Consider the following 16600-nt stretch of genomic DNA (forward strand, 5'->3'; position numbering starts at 1 on the left):
CCGCTCAGCCCAGGGCCTCGTCCAGCAGCCGGGCCCACTGCGCCACCACCCGGGCCCGCCGTCCGGTGTCGTCGGTGAGCAGATTGGCCAGGCCCAGGCCGCGGGCCATGTCGAGCAGGCCCTGCACGGTCTCCCGGACGCCGGGCCGCGACTCGTCGGCGTCCAGCAGGTCCACCGCGATGCGATGGGTCTCCCGGCCGACGCGGGCCTCCAGCTCGGTCACCCGGGGCCGCAGCTGGTCCTCGTCGGACGCGGCCACCCACAGATGCAGAGCGGCGCGGAACAGCGGACCGGTGTAGAGGTCGACCAGGGCGGCCACCACCGCGTGACGGTCGGCGCCGCCCTCGGGGAAGAGGGCGCGCAGGGCGAGGGAGCGCTCCTCGGCGACGTACTCGACGGCCGCCGTGAACAGGTCCTCGCGGGTCGGGAAGTGGTGCTGGGCGGCGCCCCGGGAGACGCCGGCCCGTTCGGCCACGACGGAGACCGTGGAGCCCGCCCAGCCGTGTTCGGCGAGGCAGGCCACGGCGGCCTCCAGCAGCCGCTGCCGGGTGACGCGGCTGCGGTCCTGCTTGGGCACGCGGTCCACCCGGTCGCCGGCCGTGCTCACACCACCCATTCCGGATCCCGTCTTTCGAGGAAGGCCGTCATCCCCTCACGGGCGTCGGAGGAGGCGAACAGCCGGGCCGAGAGCGCGGTCAGTCCGGCCGCTTCCCGGTCGAAGGTTTCCAGCACCTTAGCCGCGAGCAGCGCTTTCGTCTCGGCGAGGGCCTGGGGGGCGGCCCTGCGCAGGCCGTCCAGGACGGGTTCCAGTACGGCGTCCACGTCGTCGCCCTCGTCCGTGAGCAGGCCGATCCGGGCCGCCTCGGGGGCGGTGAACCGCTCCCCGGTGAGGTAGTAGCGGGCCACGGCGCGGGGGTCCGCGCGGGGCAGCACCGGCAGCGAGATCACCGCCGGGGCCACCCCGATGCGAACCTCCGTGAACGCGAAGGTGGCGGTGCGGGCGGCGGCCGCGATGTCGCAGGCCGCGAGGAGCCCGAGGCCGCCCGCGCGGACATGGCCGGTGACGCGGGCGACGACGGGTTTCGGCAGGGCGACGATCGCCCGCAGCAGCGCCACCAGCGCGTCCGGGTCCGGCGGGTCCCGCAGGTCGGCGCCCGCGCAGAAGGTGTTCCCGGTGTGGGTGAGCACGACCGCGCGCACGTCGGGGTCCTTGCCGCACTCCTCCAGCGCGTCCGCCAGCCCGCCCACGAGGGCCGCCGACAGCGCGTTGCGGGTGTCCGGGGAGTCGAGGCTCAGGGTGTGCACACCGCGCGCGTGGGCGCGGCCGACCATCGTCATGCGCTCTCCTTCGGCGTCCGCAGCTCGCGGCGCAGGATCTTGCCGGCGGCGGCCCGCGGGACGCCGTCGATGAAGGTGACCCGGCGGACCCGCTTGTAGGGGGCGACGCGTTCGGCGACGTACATCATGACGTCGCCCTCGGTCAGCTCCGGCGCGGACGGCTGGCGGACCACGAAGGCGTGCGGGACCTCGTTGCCCTCGTCGTTGTAGTGGCCGATCACGGCCGCGTCGGCGATTCCGGGGTGGGTGAGCAGCAGCGCCTCCAGTTCGGCGGGTGCCACCTGGAAGCCCTTGTACTTGATGAGCTCCTTGACCCGGTCGACCACGAACAGCCAGCCGTCGGAATCGACATGGCCGACGTCGCCGGTGTGCAGCCAGCCGTCGGCGTCGATCATCGCGGCGGTGGCGTCGGGCCGGCCCAGATAGCCCTTCATGACCTGGGGCCCGCGGATCAGGATCTCGCCGGACTCGCCGACGCCGAGGTCCTTGTCCGGGTCGTCGAGGGAGACGATGCGCATCTCGGTGCCGGCGATGAGCTTGCCGACGGTCCCGGGCGGCGCGTCGGCCATGGCGCCCAGCGGGACGACATGGGTGCCGGGCGACAGCTCGGTCATGCCGTACGCCTGGCCGACCGGCGGCAGGCCGAGCCGCTGGGAGCAGGCCGCGGCGAGCCCCGCGTCCAGGGGCGCGGCGGCGCTGACGATGTGCTCCAGCGACGACAGGTCGTACTCGGCGACCAGGGGGTGCTTGGCGAGGGCCAGCACGATGGGCGGGGCCACGTAGAGGCCGGTGATGCGGTGGTTCTGGATGGCGGCGAGGAACGTCTCCAGGTCGAAGCGGGGCAGCACGACGACCGTGGCGCCGACCCGCAGGGGCGCGTTCATCAGCGCGGTGAGGCCGTAGATGTGGAAGAAGGGCAGCACGGCGAGGATGCGGTCGCCGGGCCCGGCCGGGATCGCCGGTTCCAGCTGGGCGAGGTTGGTGGCGATCTGCCGGTGGGTGAGCATCACGCCCTTGGGGATGCCGGTGGTGCCGGAGGAGTACGGCAGGGCCGCGACGTCCTCCGCCGGGTCGACGGCGACCTGCGGCTCGGGGGCGGTGGAACCCAGCATGTCGATCAGCGACCGGTGTCCGGGCGCGCTGTCGCACACGAAGATCTCCTGCACCCCGCCCGCGAGTTCGGCGGCCCGGCGCGCCGACTCCAGCAGCGGGGACACGGTGACGATCCACCGGGCCGCGCTGTCCTCGAGCTGCTTGGCGAACTCCTCGGGGGTGGCGAGCGGGTGCACCGTGGTGACGGAGGCACCCGCGCGGGTGGCCGCGTAGAACGCCGTGGGGAAGGCGACCGTGTTCGGGCTGTGCAGGGCGAGCACGTCGCCCTTGCGCACGCCCGCCTCGGCCAGTCCGGCGGCGACCCGCCGGTGGAAGCGGTCGAGCTGTTCGTAGCTGAGGGTGGTGCCGTCGGTGCCGTCGATCAGCGCGGGGGCGTCCCCGAACTCGGCGGCCCGGCCCAGCACCGCCTCGTGGATGGGGAGTTCTACGGCCGGGACGTCTGCGTACTCGCTGCGGAACACGGTTCCTCCTCGCGACACGGTGCCGGTCGGCTGCCGGTCAGTACGACTTGGGCAGACCCAGGGTCTGGTGGGAGACGTAGTTGAGAATCATCTCCCGGCTCACCGGGGCAATACGAGACACGCGCGCCGCGGTTATCAACGAGGCGAGGCCGAATTCCCGTGTGAGGCCGTTGCCGCCGAGGGTGTGCACGGACTGGTCGACGGCCTTCACGCAGGCCTCCCCCGCCGCGTACTTGGCCATGTTGGCCGCTTCACCGGCGCCGACGTCGTCCCCGGCGTCGTACAGGTACGCCGCCTTCTGCATCATCAGGCGGGCCATCTCGAGGTCGATGTGCGCCTGCGCGAGGGGGTGGGCGATGGCCTGGTGGGCTCCGATGGGCGTCTTCCACACCGTACGGTCGCGGGCGTACTCGATGGCGCGGGCCAGCGCGAAACGGCCCATGCCGATACCGAAGGCGGCCGTCATGATGCGTTCGGGGTTGAGCCCGGCGAACAGCTGGAGCAGACCCGCGTCCTCGTCGCCGACAAGCGCGTCGGCCGGCAGCCGGACGTCGTCCAGGGTCAGCTCGAACTGCTTCTCCACCGCGCTGAGTTCCATGTCGATCTGGCGGCGCCCATAGCCCTCGGTGTCGCGCGGGACGATGAACAGGCACGGCTTGAGCTTGCCGGTGCGGGCGTCCTCGGTGCGGCCGACGATGAGGGTCGCGTCCGTGATGTCGACGCCGGAGACGAACACCTTGCGCCCGTTGAGGATCCAGTCGCCGGAGTCGGGGTCGCGGCGGGCGGTGGTGGTGATCCGGTGGCTGTTGGATCCGGCGTCCGGCTCGGTGATGCCGAACGCCATGGTCAGGGAGCCGTCGGCGAGGCCGGGCAGCCAGTGCCGCTTCTGCTCCTCGGTGCCGAAGCGGGCGATGACCGTGCCGCAGATCGCCGGGGAGACGACCATCAGCAGCAGCGGGCAGCCCGCGGCGCCCAGCTCCTCGAGCACGATGGACAGTTCGGATATGCCGCCGCCCCCGCCGCCGTACTCCTCGGGCAGGTTGACGCCGAGGTAGCCGAGCTTGGCCGCCTCCGCCCACAGGGTCTCCCGGTCGTATCCGCGGCCGTGGCGTTTGCCCAGGGCGGCCACGGCGGCCCGCAGGGCCTTGTGTTCCTCGGTCTCGATCATGGCCATGTGACTCCTTCGTCGTGGCTGACCGTGCAGTTCGGGGCGGTTCGGGGCCGTCAGCCGGACGGCTGGACGACCGCCAGGAGGGCGCCGACGGACACCTGCTGTCCGGGGGCGGCGTGCAGGGCGGTGAGCGTGCCCGCGGCCGGTGCGGTGATCCTGTGCTCCATCTTCATCGCCTCCAGCCAGAGCAGCGGCTGACCGGCCTCGACGGCCGACCCCTCCGCCAGGCCGTCGGCGACCCGGACGACCGTCCCCGGCATCGGGGCCACCAGGGACCCCGGGGCGAGCTGTGCCGTGGGGTCGGGGAAGCGGGGCAGCGCGGTGAGACGCGTGCCGTTCACATGCACCTCGTCGCCGTACCGCGCGACCTCGAAGGTCCGCCGTACGCCGTCGGCCTCGAGGACGACCCGGTGCGCGTCGGCGTGCAGGACGCGCACCCCGTCGGCCTCGAGGCCGGTGCGGGTGTGCCGGTAGCGCACCTCGTGCTCCTCCTCACCGACGGCGTACCGCTTGACCTGAGACTGGGAGGGGACGTTGCGGAAGCCGCCGAACCGGGAGCGGCCACGGGCGTCGGCGAGCGCGGCGGCCAGCGGGGCGTACGGGTCCGGGGCCGGGGCGGTCAGCTCGGCGAGGTGACGGTCGTAGAAGCCGGTGTCCATACGGGCGCCCGTGAACTCCTCGTGGCGCAGGGAGCGTACGAGGAGGTCCCGGTTGGTGACCGGGCCGTGGACCGTGGCACGCTCCAGGGCGCCGGCGAGCCTGCGGACGGCCTCCGCGCGGGTGGGCGCGTGGGCGATCACCTTGGCGAGCATCGGGTCGTAGTGGACGCCGATCCCGTCGCCGTCGGTGAACCCGGTGTCCAGGCGGACACCGCCGGGGACGGCGAGCCGGTGCAGGGTGCCGGTCTGCGGGGCCCAGTCGCGGGCCGGGTCCTCGGCGTACAGGCGGGCCTCGACGGCGTGCCCGCGCGCGGGCGGCGGCTCGGGGTCCAGGGCGTGGCCCTCGGCGATCCGCAGCTGCTCCGCGACCAGGTCGACGCCGAACACCTCCTCGGTCACCGGATGTTCGACCTGGAGCCGGGTGTTCATCTCCAGGAAGTGCGCGGTGTCGCCGTCGACCAGGAACTCGACCGTGCCGGCGCCCACATAGTCCACGGCGCGGGCGGCCCGGACCGCGAGGGCGTGCAGCTCGGCGGTGAGCGCGTCGGAGAGCCCGGGGGCCGGGGACTCCTCGATCACCTTCTGGTGCCGCCGCTGCAGCGAGCAGTCCCGGGTGCCGAGCGCCCACACCGTGCCGTGGGTGTCGGCGAGGATCTGCACCTCGACATGGCGGCCGCGCTCGACGTACGGCTCGACGAACACCTCGCCGTCGCCGAAGGCGCTCGCGGCCTCCGCGCGGGCGCTCGCGAGCGCCGCGTCGAGCTCGTCGAGGCGACGCACGATCCGCATCCCGCGCCCGCCGCCGCCCGCGGCGGCCTTCACCAGGACGGGCAGGTCGGCCTCGGTGACCTCGCCGAGCGGGGCGAGGCCCATGAGTTCCTTGGCCCGGGTCTTGGACGCCATCGCCTCGATGGCCTCCGGCGCCGGCCCGATCCAGACGAGGCCCGCGTCGAGGACGGCCCGTGCGAAGCCGGCGTTCTCGGAGAGGAAGCCGTAGCCGGGGTGCACGGCGTCCGCGCCGGCGTCGAGCGCCGCCTTCACGATCAGGGCGCCGTCCAGATACGTCTCGGAGGGCGCCGCGCCGGGCAGCCGTACGGCCGTGTCGGCCACGCGCGTGTGCAGGGCGTTCGCGTCGGCGTCCGAGTACACGGCGACCGTGCGCACGCCCAGGTCGCGGCAGGTGCGGAAGACCCGGCAGGCGATCTCGCCCCGGTTGGCGACGAGGACAGAAGTGATCACTGGTTCCCTCACATCCGGAAGACGCCGAAGCCGCCGCGCGCGCCCTCGTAGGGCGCGGTGTGCACGGCGGACAGGCACAGGCCGAGGACGGTGCGGGTGTCGCGGGGGTCGATGACGCCGTCGTCGTAGAGCCGCCCGGACAGGAACATCGGCAGCGACTCGGACTCGATCTGCTGCTCCACCATGGCGCGCAGCGCGGCGTCCGCCTCGTCGTCGTACGGCTGTCCCTTCGCCGCGGCGGACTGCCGGGCGACGATGGAGAGCACCCCGGCGAGCTGCTGGGGGCCCATGACCGCCGACTTGGCGCTCGGCCAGGCGAACAGGAAGCGCGGGTCGTAGGCCCGGCCGCACATGCCGTAGTGCCCGGCGCCGTAGGAGGCGCCCATGAGGACGGACAGATGCGGGACACGGGAGTTGGAGACCGCGTTGATCATCATGGCGCCGTGCTTGATGATGCCGCCCTGCTCGTACTCCCTGCCGACCATGTAGCCGGTGGTGTTGTGCAGGAACAGCAGCGGGATGTCGCGCTGGTTGGCCAGCTGGATGAACTGCGCGGCCTTCTGCGACTCCTCGCTGAACAGCACGCCCTGGGCGTTGGCGAGGATGCCGACCGGGTAGCCGTGCAGGCTCGCCCAGCCGGTCACCAGGCTGGTCCCGTACAACGGCTTGAACTCGTCGAGGTCGGAGCCGTCCACGATCCGGGCGACGACCTCGCGCGGGTCGAAGGGAGTCTTCAGATCGCCGGGGACGATCCCGAGGAGTTCCTCCGGGTCGTGCTTGGGCGGCTCGGCCGGGCCCGGATCGGGGTACGCCTTGCGGTGGTTGAGCCGGGCGACCACGCGCCGGGCCTGCCGCAGCGCGTCTGCTTCGTCGACGGCGAAGTAGTCGGCGAGGCCCGAGACGCGCGCGTGCATCTCGGCGCCGCCCAGCGACTCGTCGTCGCTCTCCTCGCCGGTCGCCATCTTCACCAGGGGCGGGCCGCCGAGGAACACCTTGGCGCGCTCCTTGACCATGATCACGTGATCGGACATGCCGGGCACATAGGCGCCGCCCGCCGTCGAGTTGCCGAAGACGACGGCGACGGTCGGGATGCCGGCCGCCGACAGCCGGGTCAGGTCCCGGAAGATGGCGCCGCCGGGGATGAAGATCTCCTTCTGGGAGGGCAGGTCGGCGCCGCCGGACTCGACAAGGTTGATCACGGGGAGCCGGTTGGCGAGCGCGATGTCGTTGGCGCGCAGCGCCTTCTTCAGCGACCACGGGTTGCTCGCGCCGCCGCGCACGGTCGGGTCGTTGGCGGTGATCAGGCACTCGACGCCCTCGACCACGCCGATCCCGGTGACGAGGGAGGCGCCGACCGTGTAGTCGCTGCCCCAGGCGGCCAGCGGGGACAGCTCCAGGAAGGGGGAGTCCGGGTCGAGGAGCAGCTCGATGCGTTCGCGGGCGAGCAGCTTGCCGCGCTTGCGGTGCCGCTGGACGTATTTCTCGCCGCCGCCCGCGAGGGCCTTGGCGTGCTCGGCGTCCAGCTCGGCCAGCTTGGCGAGCATGGCCTCCCGGTTGTCCCGGTGGTCGGGGCTCGTGGGGTCCAGGGTGGTGGGCAGGACGGTCACAGCAGACTCTCCGGGATGTCGAGGTGGCGGCTGCGCAGCCATTCGCCGAGGGCCTTGGCCTGCGGGTCGAAGCGGTGCTGGGCGGCGACGCCCTCGCCGAGGATGCCCTCGACGACGAAGTTCAGGGCGCGCAGCCGTGGCAGGACGTGCCGGGTCACCCTCAGCTCACGGCTCTCCGGGATCAGTTCGCGGAACCGGTCCACGGTGAGTTCGTGTGCGAGCCAGCGCCAGGCGTCGTCGGTGCGGGCCCAGACGCCGACGTTGGCGTCCCCGCCCTTGTCCCCGCTGCGGGCGCCCGCGACCAGGCCGAGCGGGGCGCGCCGGGTGGGCCCGGCGGGCAGGGGCTCGGGCACCGGCGGCTCCGGGACGGTGTCGAGCACGGCCGTCTCCTGGGGCGGCGCCACGGTGATCCGGCGTCCGTCATGGAGGACGGCCACATGGCCGACGGCACCATGGGGGACGTACACACCCTCGAACACCCCATAGGGCGTGCCCTTTCCGGGTGGTGCGAGCACATGGAAGCCGGGGTAGCTGGCGAGGGCCAGCTCGATCGCGGCCCCGCTGAGCGCCCGTCCGACGTTCTCCTGGGACGGGTCCCGCACGACCAGCCGGAGCAGGGCGCTCGCCGTCTCCTGGGTCGGCGCGTCGGGCCGGTCGGTGCGGACCAGGTCCCAGCGCACCTCGGCGGGCCGGGACTTGGCGAGCGCGTCCTCCATCTGCCGCCGTACGAGCGCCGCCTTGGCCTCGACGTCCAGCCCGGTGAGCACGAAGACGACCTCGTTGCGGAAGCCGCCGAGACGGTTGACGCCGACCTTGAGCCCGGGGGGCGGGGCCTCGCCGCGCACCTGGTCGATCCGGACCCGGTCGGGCCCGTCCTGGGTGAGCCGTACGGTGTCCAGCCTGGCGGTGACGTCGGGTCCGGGGTAGCGGGCGCCGGCCGTCTCGTACAGCAGCTGGGCGGTGACCGTGCCGACGTCGACGAGGCCGCCGGTGCCGGGGTGCTTGGTGACGACGCAGTGGCCGTCCTCGTGCAGCTCGGCGAGCGGGAAGCCGGGGCGGGTCGCGGCGGCCGTGTCGAAGAACGCGTAGTTGCCGCCGGTGGCCTGCGCCCCGCACTCCAGCACATGTCCGGCGACCACGGCGCCGGCGAGCCGGTCGTGATCGCCGGGCCCCCAGCCGAAGTGGGCGGCGGCGGGCCCGGTCACCAGGGCCGCGTCGGTCACCCGCCCGGTGACCACGACGTCCGCGCCCTCCCGCAGGCAGGCGGCGATCCCGAAGCCGCCGAGGTAGGCATGGGCGGCGAGGCTGCCGGGGTGGCGGTCCGCCACATCGTCGCCCTCCACATGGGCGACGCGCACCGGGACACCGAGCCGCTCCGCGAGGGCCCGTACGGCGTCGGCGAGCCCGGCCGGGTTGAGCCCGCCCGCGTTGGCGACGATCCTCACGCCCCGCTCGTGGGCGAGCCCGAGGCACTCCTCCAGCTGCCGCAGGAAGGTGCGGGCGTATCCGGCGCCGGGGTCCTTCAGCCGGTCGCGGCCGAGGATGAGCATGGTCAGCTCGGCGAGGTAGTCACCGGTGAGGACGTCCAGGTCTCCGCCGGTCAGCATCTCGCGCATGGCCTCGAAGCGGTCACCGTAGAAGCCGGAGGCGTTGCCGATCCGCAGCGGCCGCGCGGCCGCCGTCACCGGGCGCCCTCCCCCTTCGGGCCGCGCCCCGCGCCGGGCGGACCCGCGAAGACCTGGGCGATGTCGAACCAGCGGTCGGCGTCGGCACCTTCGGCCCGCAGGTCCAGGTCGGAGCGGTGGGCGCGCTGGGTGACCAGCCGGCAGAAGTCGACGGCGCTCCCGGTGACCCGCTGGTCGGCGTCCTCGGGACCGTAGGTCCACAGCTCGCCGGACGGGGCGGTCAGTTCGATCCGGAACGGCTCGAACGGCACCGGCAGCCCATGGATGGTGAAGGCGAAGTCACGGGTGCGCACCCCGATCCACACCACATGCCGCAGCCGGTCGGTGGGTGGCCGCACCACACCGAGGGCGTCGGCGATGTCCAGTCCATGAGCCCAGGTCTCCATGAGCCGGGCCGTGGCCATGGAGGCCGCCGACATGGGCGGGCCGTACCAGGGGAGCTTGCCTCCCCGGGGTGCCGCGCGCAGCGCCTTGTCCAGGGCCACCCTGCCGTCACGCCAGCGCGCCAGCAGCTCGTCGGGCGGCAGCGCGGCCCCCTCCTCGGCCCCGTCGTCGACGAAGGAGCCCGGCGCCACCAGCGCTTTCTCCACCAGGGTGTGGAAGGCGTCCATGTCGGTCGCGGCCAGCAGCGCCGAGTGGTCCGTCCAGGCGAGATGCGCGATCTGGTGGGCGACGGTCCAGCCGGGCGCGGGGGTGGCGAGCGCCCACTGCGCGGGGCTCAGACCGGCCACCAGCCGGTCGAGTTCCTCGCTCTCCTCGCGCAGGTCGTCGAACACGGGCGTCGGATCGGACACGGGACGCTCCCCTCGGGGCACGGCGGTGTGCGGCGTGCTGAGGAGCATGGCAGCGCCGGATAAAACAAGCAAGCGTGCTTGCATAATTGCGATCGTTCGGTGGACGACCTGGGGTGAAGTCCGCGAGGACGCCATGTGCTCAATACACTCGCCGATCGCGCCCATCACGGCGCCAACGCACATATCGGGGGACGAACGATGAGCAACTGGAACCCGGGCGGACAGCCGCCCCAGGGGCCCCAGCCCCACCCGCCGCAGCCACAGCCGCAGCCGCCGTATCCGCCGCAGCCCCATGTGCCGCCGCAGCCCCAGCCGCCCCACCCGGGGCCGGTGCCGCCGGGGCCGCCGGGGCCACCACAGGGCGGGCCGATCAGCCGGCTGCGGCGGTACATCGGCCCCCTCCACACCGCGCGCAGGGTCTTCACCCCGTCACGGCCGGGCATCGTCTCGGATCCGCAGGTGGCCCGGATGCGGAAGATCAGGACCTGGGTCGGTGTGGGCGCGTTCCTGTGGATGTCCTACAGCTACAAGCTCTCCACCAAGATCACCGACGCGGCGGACGAGCAGGTCGACAAGTCGTGGACCAGTGCCCTCGTGCTGGCGGCGACCCTCCCGGTCGTCGTCGGCGTCCTGTACTACCTGGCCGCTCCGGCGGCGCGACGGGACCTGCTGCGCCGGGCCGGGCGGTGCTTCGGCGCGATCGTGGCGATGATGGCGGCGGCCTCCGTGTTCCCGATCATCGTGCTCTCGGGATTCTTCGAGGGCGAGGAACCTCTCGTCGAGGGGCACTTCACCGCGACGAAGGGCCTCATGCTCGCGGTCCTCCTCCTCGTGCTCTTCTGGGTGCTGCCGTTCGTCGTCCTCGGCGTGGGGCTCGCCGTCCAGCACGTGTTCCGCACCGCGGACATCCACGAGACGGTGCCGCCGCTGCTGATCATGGCCTTGGCGTGGGAGATGGCGCTGATCGACGTGTTCACCGGCGCCCACGAGGGCGTGCCGACGCTGATCCGGTTCGTGTTCATCCTGGGCTCCCCGCTCTCCATCACGGCGGTGGGCCTGTGGGAGCTGCAGCGGCTGCGCGTGCACTACGGGCTGGGGCTGCGGGGTCTGCTGATGCGCTAGGCCGTGTCCGCAAAGTCCCGCCTGCCGTTCGACGCCCGGCACGCCCTCTCGGCCTTTCGTGTGGATCAGGCGGCGTCCCTCACCCGGGGCGCGGCCTTCCGCCCCCGGCGCCGTCCGCGCCCCACCTGCGTCCGCACCGCCCCCATGCTCGCCGCGATGACGAGGGCGATGGCGAGCGCCTGGACGGTGGACAGGGCCTGGTCGAGGATGAGGAACCCGGCGGTCGCGGCGATCGCCGGTTCCAGGCTCATCAGGATCGCGAAGGTCCCCGCGGGCAGGCGGCGCAGGGCGAGGAGTTCGAGCGTGTAGGGCAGGACCGAGGAGAGCAGCGCCACGGCCGCGCCCAGCCCGAGGGTCACCGGGTCGGCCAGTTTGGCGCCCGCCTCGGCCAGGCCCAGCGGCAGGAACAGCACGGCACCCACCGCCATGGCCAGCGCCAGCCCGTCGGCCTGCGGGAAGCGCCGGCCCGTACGGGCGCTGAAGACTATGTAGGCCGCCCACATGGCGCCGGCGCCCAGGGCGAAGACCACACCGAGCGGGTCGAGGCTGCCGAACCCCCCGCCGCCGAGCAGAAAGACCCCGGCGAGGGCCAGTCCGGCCCATACGAGGTTGAGGGCGCGGCGTGAGCTGAGGACGGACAGGGCGAGCGGGCCGAGCACCTCCAGGGTGACGGCCGGGCCCAGCGGGATACGGGCGACGGACTGGTAGAAGAGGCCGTTCATCGCGGCCATGGTGATGCCGAAGACGACGACCGTGCCCCAGTCGGTCCGGGAGTGGCCGCGCAGCCGGGGCCGGCAGACCACCAGCAGGACGACCGCCGCGACGAGCAGCCGCAGCGCCACCACGCCGAGTGCTCCGGCGCGCGGCATCAGGCTCACCGCGAGGGCGCCGCCGAACTGGACCGAGATACCGCCGGCGAGCACCAGGCCCACCGGGCCGAGGGAGCCGAAGCGGCCAGGGGGGCCGGCGGCGGGCTCGGCGGGGGCCGGGGTGCCGGTCCGCGCGGGCGCGGCGGCGGCTTCGGGGATGCTCACGGGCGTTCCAGGGCTAGGCTGCGAGTTCGTTCAGTGTGCTGTACTGCCGAGTCCAGGGTAATGGACTCGGTCAGGCGTGTGAACCCGTTATGCCACTGTCCCAGAGTGTGGACCGCAAGGCTCGCCCGGAAGCCGGCCCCACGCCTGCCGAGGCCGCCCGGCGCCTGCCCGTCGGGAGGTGCCCCGCGCCTACCGCCGAGCCATGTACAGATGCAGCGCCCGATGCAGCAGCCGGTTCACCGGCAGGTCCCACTCGCCCAGGTACTCGACGGCCTCACCCCCCGCGCCCACCTTGAACCGCAGCAGACCCAGCAGATGGTCGGACTCCTCCAGGGTGTCCGTGATGCCGCGGAAGTCGTAGACGGCGGCGCCCGCCGCGTGCGCGTCGGCGATCATCCGCCACTGCATGGCGGTGCTCGGCTGGACCTCGCGCCGGCGGCTGGTGGAGGCGCCGTAGGAGTACCAGACGTGCTCGCCGACGGTGAGCATCGTGGCGGCGGCGAGGACCTCACCGTCGTGATGGGCGAGGTAGAGCCGCATCCGGTCGGGGTGCTCGGCGGTGAGCGCGGTCCACATGCGCTGGAAGTAGGGCAGGGGGCGCGGCACGAACCGGTCGCGCTCGGCGGTCTCCCGGTACAGCTCGTGGAAGACGGGCAGGTCCTCGGGGCCGCCCCGCACGATCTTGACGCCCGCCTTCTCGGCCTTCTTGATGTTGCGCCGCCACTGCTGGTTGAGCCCCCGGTGGACGTCGTCCAGCGACCGCCCGGCCAGCGGCACCTGGCACACGTACCGGGGCTGCCCGGCCGCGAAGCCCTCCTCGCCGCCCGGCTCGGACCGCCGCCATCCGGCGTCCCGCAGCCGCTCCTCGATCTCGGCGGCGCGCGGGTCGTGGAACGTGGGCTCCACGTCCCTCAGCCGGTGCGCGGCCGGGTCGGCGATGGCCGCCTTCACCGCGTCGGGGCTCCACCGCCGGGCGACGACGGGCGGCCCCATCCGCACCGAGAAGGCGCCCTTGCGCCTCAGATGCGCCACCAGCGGCGCCAGCCACCGCTCGGCCAGGTCGGGCGCGTGCCAGTCGATGAGCGGGCCCTCCGGCAGATACGCCAGGTACTTCCTCAGGCGGGGCAGCGGGCGGTAGAGCACGAGGCCCGCGCCGAGCAGCCGTCCCTCCTCGTCGAACCAGCCCAGGCTCTCCGCCGTCCAGTCCGGCTTCACCTCGCCCCAGGAGGGGACCTGGGTGTGGCTGGCCGAGCGGCGGGCCGCGACGAACGCCAGGTGCTCGTCGCGGGTGAGGGGCCGGAGGAGGAGGGGCATGGGGGGCTCCTGTCGAGGACCGGACGGGACGGCCGGGAGGGGTGCCTGCCGTACCGGAGGGCGGCGTTCCACCGTCCGTCAGCCTAGGGGCGCCCGGCGCCCCGCTCATCTCCAGCGCGTCCGTCCGCTCCCGGACGGCCCATCACCCCTGCTCCAGCGCCTCCGCGAGGACCTCCGCCAGATGCCGCCCCCGCACGCCCGCCAGCTGCTCCAGCTGGGTCCGGCAGGAGTACCCGTCGGCCAGGACGACGGCGTCCTCGCCCGCGTCCCGCACCGCGGGAAGCAGTTGCTCCTCCGCGCAGGCCACGGACACGTCGTAGTGGCCCTTCTCGAAGCCGAAGTTCCCCGCGAGACCGCAGCAGCCGCCGCTCAGTCCGCCCGTGAGACCCGCCGCCTCGCGCAGCCGGCGGTCGGGCGCGTCGCCGAGGACGGCGTGCTGGTGGCAGTGGGTCTGCCCGACCGCCGGCCGCCCGATCCGGGGCGGCGCCCAGCCGGGCGCGTACCGCTCCAGGGCCTCGGCGAAGGTCAGGACGCGCCCGGCGAGGCGGTGGGCGCGGGGGTCGTCGTGCAGCAGCTCGGGCAGGTCGGTGCGCAGGGACGCGGCGCAGCTGGGCTCCAGCACGACCACCGGGGTGTCCCGCTCCAGCAGCGGCTCCATCAGGTCGAGGGTGCGCCGCAGCACCGCGCGGGCCCGGTCGAGCTGGCCGGTGGAGACGTACGTCAGTCCGCAGCAGACCCGTTGCCGGCCGCGCAGCACGGACAGCGGGTCCATGGCCACCGCCACGCCCTCGCCCGGCCCGGACGGGGTCATCCGCACCGTCGGCGGCAGCGCCACCCGCAGTCCGGCCGCCTCCAGCACCCGGACGGCCGCCTGCCCGACGGACGGCGACAGATGCTCGGTGAAGGTGTCCGGCCACAGCACGACCAGCTCTCCGCCCGCCGGGGCCGCAGGTTTCTCCCGGCTCTCCCACCAGCGGCTGAAGGTACGGGTCGCGAGCCTCGGGAGCCGCCGCCCGGGCGCGATCCCGCCGAGGCGTTTCGCGAGCGCGGCCAGCGGCCGGACCGAGGCGAGGGAGTTGACCAGGGCCGCCGTCCGCGTCCGGTCCACCAGGCGCAGCCAGCGGGGCAGCCGGCCCATGCTGTGGTGCGCGGCGGGGCGGCGCCGGCCGGCGTAGTGGTGGTGCAGGAACTCCGCCTTGTACGTGGCCATGTCCACCCCGACCGGGCAGTCGGAGCGGCATCCCTTGCAGGCGAGGCACAGGTCCAGCGCGTCACGCACCTCGCCCGAACGCCACCCGTCGGTCACCAGTTCCCCGGCGAGCATCTCGTGCAGCAGCCGGGCCCGCCCGCGCGTGGAGTGCTCCTCGGCGCCGGTCGCCCGGAACGACGGGCACATCACGCCCGGCCCGCCCACCGACGTCGTACGGCACTTGGCGACGCCGACGCAGCGCCGGACGGCCGCCGCGAAGTCGCCGCCGTCCGCCGGGTAGCCGAACGCGACGTCCACGGGCTCCCGGGGCAGGACCGCGAAGCGCAGGTTGGCGTCGAGGGGTGCGGGGCGCACCAGCATCCCGGGGTTGAGCAGGTCGTCGGGGTCCCATACGCCCTTGGCGCGCTCGAAGAGACGGACCGTCTCCTCGCCGTACATCCGAGGCAGCAGTTCGGCGCGGGCCTGCCCGTCGCCGTGCTCCCCGGACAGCGAGCCCCCGTGCGCGACGACCAGGTCCGCCAGTTCCTCGGAGAAGCGCCGGAAGCGGCCGACGCCCCGGTCGGTGAGCAGGTCGAAGTCGATACGGATGTGGATGCAGCCGTCCCCGAAGTGCCCGTACGGCGCCCCGCGCAGCCCGTGGGCGGCCAGCAGCGCCCGGAACTCCCGCAGATACGCCCCCAGCCGCGCCGGTGGCACCGCGCAGTCCTCCCAGCCGGGCCACGCCTCGGTGCCGTCCGGCATCCGGGTCGCCGTGCCGGAGGCGTCCTCCCGCAGCCGCCACAGGGCCCGCTGCCCGGCCGGGTCGGTGACGACGGCGGCGTCCACGACGTCGGCGGCGCGCACGATCGTCTCCGCATGCGCGCGTGCCTCGCCCTCGGACTCCCCGCCCGTCTCCACGAACAGCCAGGCGCCGCCGCGGGGCAGCGCGGCCGACGCGGGGACGAGGTCGGCGGCCATGCCCTCCACGGTGAGCGGGCCGAGCGGCAGCAGCCCGGCGGCCGCCTCGGCGGCGGCGCTCTCGTCGGCGTACGCCAGCACGGCGAGCGCCCGCGCGCGGGGCGCCGGCACCAGCCGTACGACCGCCTCGGTGACGATGCCCAGGGTGCCCTCGCTGCCGCAGAACGAGCGGGCCACATCGGCGCCGTGCTCGGGCAGCAGCGCGTCCAGCGCGTACCCGGAGATCCGGCGGGGCAGCTCGGGGAAGCCGGTGCGCAGCCGGGCCAGGTCCCCCTCGACCAGGGCGCGCAGCCCGTCCGGCGCGCCCGCCCAGTCCCGCCCGAGCCGCAGCCGCTCGCCGCGCGCGGTGAGCACGTCCAGCTCCCGCACGCTGTCGGCGGTCGTCCCCCACGCCACGGAGTGGGCGCCGCAGGAGTTGTTCCCGATCATGCCGCCGAGCGTGCACCGGCTGTGCGTGGACGGGTCGGGGCCGAAGCGCAGCCCGTGCGGGGCCGCGGCCTCCTGGAGCCGGTCCAGGACGAGGCCGGGCTGGACGACGGCGGTGCGCGTCTGCGGGTCCAGCGACACCAGCCGGTCCATGTGTCGCGTGAAGTCCAGGACGACCCCGGTGCCGGTGGCCTGTCCGGCGATGGACGTGCCGCCGCCCCGCGCCACCACCGGCACCCTGTGCTCCCGGCACACCGCCAGCGCGGCGGCGATGTCGTCGGCGTCCATGGGGGCCACCACCCCCAGCGGGACACGCCGGTAGTTCGACGCGTCCATGGTCGTCAGGGCACGGGACATGACGTCGAACCCGACCTCGCCCCGGACCGCCGCGCGCAGTTCCCTCTCCAGTTCGCCCATACGTCCACTCAACCAGCCCGCCGTCTCACCGGACGGACGAGGTTTCGCCGGGG

Annotated in this window: 12 protein-coding genes; 1 reads left to right on the top strand and 11 read right to left on the bottom strand. The window is 73.9% G+C overall.

The window, feature by feature from the left end:
* Positions 1-4 precede the first annotated feature (4 nt).
* From DC008_RS15135 to DC008_RS15170, 8 genes are all read right to left on the bottom strand, one after another.
* A complete protein-coding gene (locus tag DC008_RS15135) occupies positions 5-616 on the bottom strand; it encodes a TetR/AcrR family transcriptional regulator (RefSeq protein ID WP_108707444.1) in 612 nt (203 codons plus the stop codon).
* Positions 604-1338, bottom strand: a complete 735-nt coding sequence (locus DC008_RS15140; protein WP_108707445.1) for an enoyl-CoA hydratase family protein — start codon at positions 1336-1338, stop codon at positions 604-606. Before DC008_RS15140 ends, DC008_RS15135 begins: the two co-directional genes overlap by 13 nt.
* Entirely contained in the window at positions 1335-2912 is a 1578-nt protein-coding gene (locus DC008_RS15145; protein ID WP_108707446.1) for a 4-coumarate--CoA ligase family protein, read from the bottom strand. Before DC008_RS15145 ends, DC008_RS15140 begins: the two co-directional genes overlap by 4 nt.
* Before the next feature lie 37 nt (positions 2913-2949).
* Positions 2950-4086: an acyl-CoA dehydrogenase family protein gene (locus DC008_RS15150; RefSeq protein ID WP_108707447.1), complete on the bottom strand. Its 1137-nt coding sequence runs from the start codon at positions 4084-4086 to the stop codon at positions 2950-2952.
* Between the two features lie 50 nt (positions 4087-4136).
* Positions 4137-5981 carry an acetyl/propionyl/methylcrotonyl-CoA carboxylase subunit alpha gene (locus DC008_RS15155; protein ID WP_108707448.1) on the bottom strand — a complete coding sequence of 615 codons (1845 nt, stop codon included), beginning with the start codon at positions 5979-5981 and terminating at the stop codon, positions 4137-4139.
* Between the two features lie 8 nt (positions 5982-5989).
* Complete coding sequence (locus tag DC008_RS15160; RefSeq protein WP_108707449.1) at positions 5990-7588, bottom strand: acyl-CoA carboxylase subunit beta; 1599 nt, start codon at positions 7586-7588, stop codon at positions 5990-5992.
* On the bottom strand, positions 7585-9204 hold the full coding sequence (locus DC008_RS15165; protein ID WP_244221494.1) for an acyclic terpene utilization AtuA family protein: 1620 nt from the start codon (positions 9202-9204) through the stop codon (positions 7585-7587). The genes DC008_RS15160 and DC008_RS15165 overlap by 4 nt, the downstream gene beginning before the upstream one ends.
* Before the next feature lie 65 nt (positions 9205-9269).
* A complete protein-coding gene (locus DC008_RS15170) occupies positions 9270-10067 on the bottom strand; it encodes a TIGR03084 family metal-binding protein (protein WP_108707450.1) in 798 nt (265 codons plus the stop codon).
* A 198-nt stretch (positions 10068-10265) separates the two neighbouring features.
* On the opposite strand from DC008_RS15170, the gene DC008_RS15180 reads away from it, so the two are divergent.
* On the top strand, positions 10266-11189 hold the full coding sequence (locus DC008_RS15180) for a hypothetical protein (RefSeq protein WP_244221358.1): 924 nt from the start codon (positions 10266-10268) through the stop codon (positions 11187-11189).
* Positions 11190-11254: 65 nt separating this feature from the next.
* Here the strand turns inward: DC008_RS15180 and DC008_RS15185 are convergent, their stop codons facing one another.
* From DC008_RS15185 to DC008_RS15195, 3 genes are all read right to left on the bottom strand, one after another.
* On the bottom strand, positions 11255-12223 hold the full coding sequence (locus DC008_RS15185) for an EamA family transporter (protein ID WP_108707451.1): 969 nt from the start codon (positions 12221-12223) through the stop codon (positions 11255-11257).
* Positions 12224-12412: 189 nt separating this feature from the next.
* Positions 12413-13537: a lipid II:glycine glycyltransferase FemX gene (locus DC008_RS15190; RefSeq protein ID WP_108707452.1), complete on the bottom strand. Its 1125-nt coding sequence runs from the start codon at positions 13535-13537 to the stop codon at positions 12413-12415.
* Between the two features lie 142 nt (positions 13538-13679).
* Complete coding sequence (locus tag DC008_RS15195; RefSeq protein WP_108707453.1) at positions 13680-16547, bottom strand: FAD-binding and (Fe-S)-binding domain-containing protein; 2868 nt, start codon at positions 16545-16547, stop codon at positions 13680-13682.
* Positions 16548-16600: the final 53 nt, after the last annotated feature.

Source organism: Streptomyces nigra (assembly GCF_003074055.1).
Lineage (GTDB): Bacteria > Actinomycetota > Actinomycetes > Streptomycetales > Streptomycetaceae > Streptomyces > Streptomyces nigra.